This window comes from Lacticaseibacillus songhuajiangensis, from assembly GCF_003946025.1.
Lineage (GTDB): Bacteria > Bacillota > Bacilli > Lactobacillales > Lactobacillaceae > Lacticaseibacillus > Lacticaseibacillus songhuajiangensis.
On record NZ_RHNR01000069.1, the window covers coordinates 1 to 7,619 of the forward strand.

The 7,619-nt window shown below is 55.7% G+C and carries 4 protein-coding genes; all 4 read right to left on the reverse strand.

Going from position 1 to position 7,619, the window contains the following annotated elements:
• Positions 1-779: 779 nt before the first annotated feature.
• Positions 780-2,036 carry a methionine gamma-lyase family protein gene (locus EKM97_RS11480; RefSeq protein ID WP_125572522.1) on the reverse strand — a complete coding sequence of 419 codons (1,257 nt, stop codon included), beginning with the start codon at positions 2,034-2,036 and terminating at the stop codon, positions 780-782.
• The gene (gene ftsY, locus EKM97_RS11485) at positions 2,033-3,067 is read right to left on the reverse strand and encodes a signal recognition particle-docking protein FtsY (protein ID WP_125572523.1); all 1,035 of its coding nucleotides are present in this window, start codon (positions 3,065-3,067) and stop codon (positions 2,033-2,035) included. The genes EKM97_RS11480 and ftsY overlap by 4 nt, the downstream gene beginning before the upstream one ends.
• Positions 3,068-3,094: 27 nt before the next feature.
• Positions 3,095-6,664 carry a chromosome segregation protein SMC gene (gene smc / locus EKM97_RS11490; RefSeq protein ID WP_125572524.1) on the reverse strand — a complete coding sequence of 1,190 codons (3,570 nt, stop codon included), beginning with the start codon at positions 6,662-6,664 and terminating at the stop codon, positions 3,095-3,097.
• A 62-nt stretch (positions 6,665-6,726) separates the two neighbouring features.
• A complete protein-coding gene (gene rnc, locus EKM97_RS11495; protein WP_125572525.1) occupies positions 6,727-7,431 on the reverse strand; it encodes a ribonuclease III in 705 nt (234 codons plus the stop codon).
• Between the last annotated feature and the right edge of the window lie 188 nt (positions 7,432-7,619).

The following is a 7,619-nucleotide window of genomic DNA, read 5'->3' on the forward strand; positions in this document are numbered from 1 at the left end:
CTTGGGCTGCGCTCCGGAGAACTACGTCGGGCGGGACCGCTCCAGGCGGCTTCGCCGTCTTCCGCTGGCAGATTTGCCGCAAACCCAGCGTCAAATCCGCGCTCCTAAGATAATCTGCGGTGTACACCCGGCAGGACCCACGCCGGGCATACACTGCAGATTATCTTGTCGCCCCACTCCGTTCCCTCCGCTCCACCCAAGCGCACTCACGCCTCCGTGGCCGACACGTTACTAAGTAGGAAATACCGCACTAACATTCGGCTACACATCGGTCGTGACTAGGAGATGATTGCCTCCTGTACTTAGAGAGGTTGCGGCAACATTCTTCACCATATTCGAGAAGACAGATGAACTCCTCACTGAGCAACTTTTCCCGATTACATGTCCATTTCCGCCAGCGCAGCCGGAAACCTTCACAACTACCATGTTATAGCACTTAGGGACTGGGGCGGCTTGGTGGAGTGAACGCAGGTAGGTGGCGCGCAAAGAGCACGAATAGCCCACACAACCGGCGAAGGCCGTTTTGTGTGGGCTATTCGTGCTCGGGGTAAATCTTTTTGACGTGGGCTTCGGCAAAAAGTTTAGCGGTAGCCTGGCTTGCCAGGCGTGAGCGACCCCGCGCCACCTGCCTGCGGGCACGTAACCAAGCCGTCCCAGTCCCGACCTTCGGTCTAACCACTATTTTCAAACCGATCATCCTTGCGGATGAAAGTTTCCCGACTCACGCTGACGGACAGTAATACGCAAAAAGCACGACGCAGATGCGCCGTGCTTTTATTTTACTCACTGAAGAATGTATCCTGCGCAGCCCCGATAGTACCGAGCTTAACGTGCGCGTAGGTCAGACCGCCCTGAATGTAGAGGGTGTATGGCTCGCGCAGCGGACCGTCTGCAGAGAACTCAATGGTTGAGCCCTGAACAAAATTCCCGCCGGCCATGATTACTGGATCTTCGTAACCCGCCATCGTCTCCGGAATTGGTGTTACGAAGGAATCGACCGGCGCGTTATGTTGCACCGCCTTGGCAAAACTAATCATGTCATCGGCGTTGCCGAAATTGACCGTTTGAATCAGGTCGGTGCGAGGAGCGTCCCATTTTGGCGAAACATCTAGTCCAAGCTCTTCAAGCAATGCCGCTTCAAAAATAGAACCCTTGATGGCGCCACCAGTAACCTGTGGTGCCTGGAAGAAGCCCTGGAACATCGCATCGAGTGACCCGTACGTTGCACCTTCTGCACCGCCCAAACCAGGCACGGTGAACCGGTAGCTGACACGTTCAACCAAGTCCTTACGGCCAACAATGTAGGCACCGGTCTTGGCCAGACCGCCGCCGGCATTCTTGAACAGTGAACCGGCCATCAGGTCTGCGCCCACCTCAAGGGGTTCCGTCGTTTCGGAAAACTCACCATAGGCATTGTCGACAAAAATCCAGGAGTCCGGTGATACCGCCTTAACTGCCTTAGTCATGTCCGCAATTTTGGCCACGGTGAAAGAATCGCGGCTGGCGTAACCACGGCTGCGCTGAATGGCGACGACACGTGGGTGGCTTGCCATGCGTTTCTGAACTGCCGGTACGTCAACAGAGCCGTCAGCGAGCAGGTCGACCCAGTCGACCCCGATGCCGTACTCCTTGGCACTGCCAATCCCGTTCCCAGTAATCCCGAGAACTTCCTGCAGCGTGTCGTAAGGCTTACCCGTGATGTACACGATCTCATCCCCAGGCCGTGCGAGGCCCAGCAGTGACACCCCGATGGCGTGTGTGCCGGAAATCAGCTGTGGCCGCACTAATGCGTCCTCGCCACCGAGAACATCGGCGTAGATGGCCTCTAGCTTGTCGCGGCCCTCGTCATAATGCCCGTAACCGGTCGAACCAGACAAATCACTTTCAGCAACGTTGTGTTCCTGGAAGGATCTGAGCACCTTCGCCTGGTTTTCAATGACCTGTTCATCAATGTCAGCCAAGCGCGGTGCAATTTTTGCGTCCACTTTATCGACCAACGCAATCAGCTTCGGGTCATAATCGTCACGCCAACTCATTCTTCTTCGTCCTCCTTGTTTTCAGTTTCCGTGGTTTTTGGCTCAGGAGCATCAATCAAGCCCTTGAACAATCCGTAAACGAACTTCGTCGGGTCAAAGTCGGCCAAGTCGTCGATGCCTTCACCCAGCCCGACCAACTTCACCGGTACGTGCAGTTCGTTGCGCACAGCCAGCACAATGCCGCCCTTACCGGAACCATCCAGTTTGGTCAGCACCAGGCCGGTCATCTGCGTGGTCTGGTTGAATTCCTTGGCCTGCACGAGTGCGTTCTGACCGGTTGTTCCATCAACCACCAGCAGCACTTCAGAAGGTTGCTCCGGCAATTCGCGCTGGATCACCCGCTTGATTTTGGCCAATTCGTTCATCAGGTTGACCTTATTCTGCAAACGGCCGGCGGTATCGACAATCAATACGTCAAAATTCTCGTCCTTAGCGCGGCGTACCGCATCATAGACAACTGCCGCGGGGTCGCCGCCTTCAGGACCTGCAACAACTGGCACGTGATCGCGTTCGCCCCAAACTTGCAGTTGCTGAATGGCGCCGGCACGGAATGTGTCCGCCGCCGCCAAAAGCACTGACTTGCCTTCCTTGTGCAGGCGGTTAGCGAGTTTCCCAATGGTCGTGGTCTTACCGGCACCGTTCACCCCGACGAAGAGGAACACGCTGGGGCCTTCTGGTGCAAAATGCAGACTGTTATCTTCATTAGCACCTTCTTCACCATAGAGATCGACGAGCTTTTGAACAATCACCCGGGCCACGGCCTGTGGATCACGCACGTTGCGTAATTTCACTTCGTCGCGCAGTTCATCGGTGATTTTGACTGCCGTTTCGAAGCCCACATCTGCGCCAATGAGTGTTTCTTCGAGGTCATCGAAGAAGTCCTCGTCAACCGTGCGGAAGTTCGCAAACAGCGCGTTCAGACGGTCACCGAAGGACGTGCGGCTCTTTTCAAGCGCGGCATCGTACTTCTCAGTGTCCTCGGTCTCCTCCTTACCGGTGAAGGCCCGTTTAATGCGGTCAAATAATCCCATTAGTAACTTCCTTTCATCTTCTTGTTGTTAGGCTTGTGGCGTCTCCTGCTGCTTGGCACGGACCGCTTCATCAAGGGTCACGGCCACCATCGTCGACACCCCAGATTCTTGCATCGTCACCCCATACAGAACATCGGCGGCCACCATTGTGCCGCGCCGGTGGGTAATCACGATAAACTGGGTTGAACTGGAATAATTCTGCAAGAATTCGCCGAAGCGTTCGACGTTGGCGTCATCCAGGCTGGCTTCAACCTCATCGAGGATGGAGAACGGCACTGGCCGCACACGCAAAATTGCGAACAGCAAGGTAATCGCCGTCAGGGCGCGTTCACCACCAGACAGCAGTGACAGGCGCGTCAACTTCTTGCCAGGCGGCTGCGCGATAATCTCAATGCCGGTGGTAAGTAAATCCTCTGGTTCCGTTAGGCGCAACTCCGCATGACCACCGCCAAACATCTGTGGGAAGATCTCCGTGAATGCGGCACTTGCACCATCAAAAACATCCTTAAAACGCACGCGCACTTCATCGTCCAGTTCGGACATCGTGCCCTCCAGCTGCCGACGCGCCTCGTTGAGGTCGTCTTGCTGGCGAGTGAGGAAATCGTAACGTTCTTTAACCTCGGCGTACTCACTAATGGCGTGCGGGTTCACTGGTCCTAATTCATCGAGCCCACGCTTGAGCAGTTTAATCTGACTACGCAACTGCGGTTGATCCGGTTCCTGCTCCGGCACTTGTTTGAGTGCAGCCTCATAGCTGAGGTCATAATCATCGGCAAGAGTCTTGAGACGGTTGTCCAGGTTAATTTTGCAGCGACTCAGCGCCACCTTCTGGCTCTGACTGGTCGTCATGAGTTCTTGCTGCTGCGTGTAGGTGCTGGTGATGCGCGCCGACAAGCGGCTGAGTTGCGTGCGCCCATCGGCTTGCTGAACTTTGAGCTCATCCTGACGTTTGTGCAGGTCTGCAATCTCGGTCGTCAGTTTGGCAAGTGTCTGCTTGCGTTGCTGCTTTTCTTCAGCAGTCACACCCGCTGATTTCTCAATCAGGGTAATGCGCTGCTCCAAGCGCTCAATTGTGCGCTTGTTGTCGGTCGCGCTCGTTTGCCACTGCTCGCGCTGCTGTTTGCTCGTGCGCAAGTCGGTCTGCGCGACGGCGAGGTCGGCACGCAGCTGTGCGCTGTGCTCGCTCTCGGCTGCCGAACTGTCTTCAAGCGCGGCCTGCTGCTCGCGCAACTGTTTGCCAGCGGCGGACAAGGATTCGACCTGCGCGGCCACGTCTTGCGCCGCTGCCTGCAACTTTTGCTGGCGGTCGGCAAGATCGACGCTCCCGGCCGGCATGCTGAGCTGTAAGTTGGCGCGCTGGCGGGCCAACTGTTTCCCCTGTTCTTCAAGGACCCGCATGTCTGCACTACGTTCTTGCAGCACTTGGCCGGCAGCATCGACCGCACTCTTCAGCGTACCTACCTGTTCAACCAGTGCACTGTAACGCTTGTGCATCTGCGCGAGTTCTTGTTCTTCGCTGGTTAAGCGCTGCTGCATTTCCTGCAACTGCGCATCCAAACGATTCAATTCCTGCGCGCGTGCAAGCGGTGAGCTGTTGCCCTTTTGGCGAGAACCCCCGGACATGGAACCGCCGGCGTTCAAAATATCCCCGTCGACAGTCACGATGCGGTAACGATGACCCGTTGCCTGGGCAGCGCGCACCGCGTTATCGAGCGTGTCCATCACGATTAGCGTTCCCATCAGGTTGCGCATGACGCTCGCGACATCATCACTAAATTGAGCCAGTTCGCTGGCAACGCCCACGAATCCGGCTTGCTGCTGCAAAGAGTTGCGCACGGCAAAAGGTAACTCGCGCGGCCGCACAACGCTCACCGGCAGGAAAGTCGCCCGCCCGCTATGTGTTCGTTTCAGGTGGGCAATGCCACCCTTGGCAGCTGTCTCGTCGGTGGTAACGATGGCCTGCAAATTCCCACCCAAAGCCTGATCAAAAGCCTGCTGGTACTGCTGCGGCACGGTGAGTAATTCAGCAACCGCCCCCATCACGCCCGGCAACTGCGCCTTGTGCTTGAGGACCGCGCGCACACCGCTGTAAAAGCCGGTGTAGTCAGCTGACATTTCGCGAAGCGTCGTCACACGCATTTTGGTCTGCCCATATTGCTCGCGGTGCTGACGGTGGGCCTCTTCGGCCGCATTGACCTTGCTGGCGGCTTCTTGCCGCTTGGCATCCGCTTGCTGCAGTTTCGTTTGCGCTTCATCGCTCTGCGCCTGCGCATGGTCGAACTCAGTCTGCACATCCTGCTGCCGCGCTTTCAAATCAGCTTCCTGAGCGGCCAGGTCAGCTAAGCGGCTCTGCGTTTCGCTAAGTTGACTGGCCGACATCTGCTGTTCTTTTTCCAGGGCGGCCAGGTCGTTACGCGTATCCGCCTGCTTTTGCAGTGCCGAAATGTATTCAGTCTGGTTCTTGTCCAGCAGGGACTTAATCTGCTTCAGCTGACTGGCAGCATCACTGCCTGATTGCACCGCGGCACTTAGTTCATCAACCTTTTGGCTAAGTGCTCCCGCCGCATCATTCAGCTCTTGCAGCCGCTCGGTGGCCAGTTGCTCGGCACTTTTGGCCTTCGCCAGTTGTTCCCGCAAATCCGCCATCGTGGCATCTGCGTTCGCAGCGCGCTCACTGCTGACGTCGTTCTCCCCAGCGAGTTCCTTTTGCTGCATGGACTTGGTCAGCAGCTCATCGCTAACCTTCTCCAGCGTTGATTGCAACTCGTTATCGGCCTGCGTCGCCGCATCGGATTGCGCCTCCAGCTTTTTAAGCAGCTGGGCCAAATCAGCTAATTCCTTGCCCGTGACCGCGTGTTGCTTCTCAGTTGCATCTTGTTCCTTGGCCAGATCGCGGATTTCCAGTGCAAGCAGCTGCTGGTGCAGCCGTTTGTATTCCTTACTCTGCCGGTCATAGTCCTGCGCAATCGACGCCTGTTCGGCGAGCGGTTCCATCTGCCCCGACAGTTCATGGACAATATCATTCACCCGTGACAAGTTGTCGGCGGTTTCTTGCAACTGGTTCTGTGCGCGCTGTTTTTGCTGCTTGTACTTCAGCACACCAGCGGCTTCTTCAAAAATTCCGCGCCGGTCTTCCGGTTTGCTGTTAAAAATGGCCTCCACGCGCCCTTGCGAGATGAAAGCAAAGGATTCGCGTCCTAAGCCGCTATCCATGAACATCTCAACGACATCGCGCAAGCGCACCTGTTTGCCATCGATAAGAAAATCACTTTCACCATCGCGGAACAGCCGGCGGGTCACGGTCACTTCATCCGGTTGCGCTTTTAAGTAGCCATCACTATTGTCAAAAGTCATGGTGACCTCTGCACGGTTGAGGGGCGGACGAGCACTTGTACCCGCGAAAATAACGTCCCCCATGCGTTCCCCACGCAGACTCTTGGCGCTTTGTTCACCTAGTGCCCAGCGAATGGCTTCGGTAATGTTACTTTTGCCACTCCCATTCGGACCGACAATACCGGTAAGGCCGTGGTTAAATTCAATTGTTGTTTTGTCCGCGAACGATTTAAACCCGTTCAGCGTGAGCGACTTCAACTGCATGTGCTTCTTCCCTTCGCAAACACAAAATGACAGTGACTCATCATCACTGCACCTTGTGTAGATTAGGCGTTTGCCTGCTTCAAATCGGCGAGCGCGGTCTTAGCGGCCGCCTGCTCCGCAATTTTTTTACTCTTACCGCTACCGTTGCCAAGTTCAACGTCGCCGTTCATCACGCGCACATTAAACACCCGGGCGTTAGCGGGGCCGACGGTACTCAGCAATTCATAACGAATTGCCGCGTCACCGTCTTTTTGCAATTCTTCCTGGAGCAAGGTCTTGAAGTCTCGCGTCTCGTCAAAATCACCGGCATCAATCTTGGGAAAGATAATCTGCTCACAAAAACGAATGACCGTCCCGCGGCCTTGATCTAAGTAAAGTGCCCCGCAAAAAGCTTCAAATAAATCTTCCAGCAAAGTGTTGCGCTGCCGCGCACCAGCGGCCTCCTCACCATTGCCCAGCTTAATGTACTTATCGAACCCAGCCTCGCGCGAGAACGATGAGAAGCTGCGGGTTTGCACAATGGATGCCCGCATCCGGGTCAGCCGACCCTCGGGCAAATCGGGATATTTACGGTAAATGTAGTCGGACACAGTCAGCTCGAGCACAGCGTCACCCAGAAATTCTAGGCGTTCGTTGTCGCTGATCCCCAGCTCACGGTGTTCGTTAGCGTAACTTGAGTGCGTGAAGGCCTCGTCTAGTAACGCTAGGTTCTTGAACTCGATGCCGTAGTTACGTCGTAAACTACTGACAAACTCTGAAACAACCATTATTAAATCCTCCTATAGCCAGTCTATTCCTTATTGTACCCCGCCTGCTAACCAGTGTCGATTATTTTGCTGTCCGTCAGCGTAAGTCTGCGTCCGCAAGGGTGCACTTTACGCTTGGGTTTGTTTTCAAACCGCCGCTAGGCGGTGGGTCGGCAACTCCAGTGGTGGTGCGCTTGGGCTACGCTCCG

What these genes read in the sequence shown, in the direction of transcription:
- EKM97_RS11480 (WP_125572522.1), bottom strand. Translation starts at nt 2,036, where the DNA reads ATGAGTTGGCGTGACGATTATGACCCGAAGCTGATTGCGTTGGTCGAT.
- ftsY (WP_125572523.1), bottom strand. Translation starts at nt 3,067, where the DNA reads ATGGGATTATTTGACCGCATTAAACGGGCCTTCACCGGTAAGGAGGAG.
- smc (WP_125572524.1), bottom strand. Translation starts at nt 6,664, where the DNA reads ATGCAGTTGAAGTCGCTCACGCTGAACGGGTTTAAATCGTTCGCGGAC.
- rnc (WP_125572525.1), bottom strand. Translation starts at nt 7,431, where the DNA reads ATGGTTGTTTCAGAGTTTGTCAGTAGTTTACGACGTAACTACGGCATC.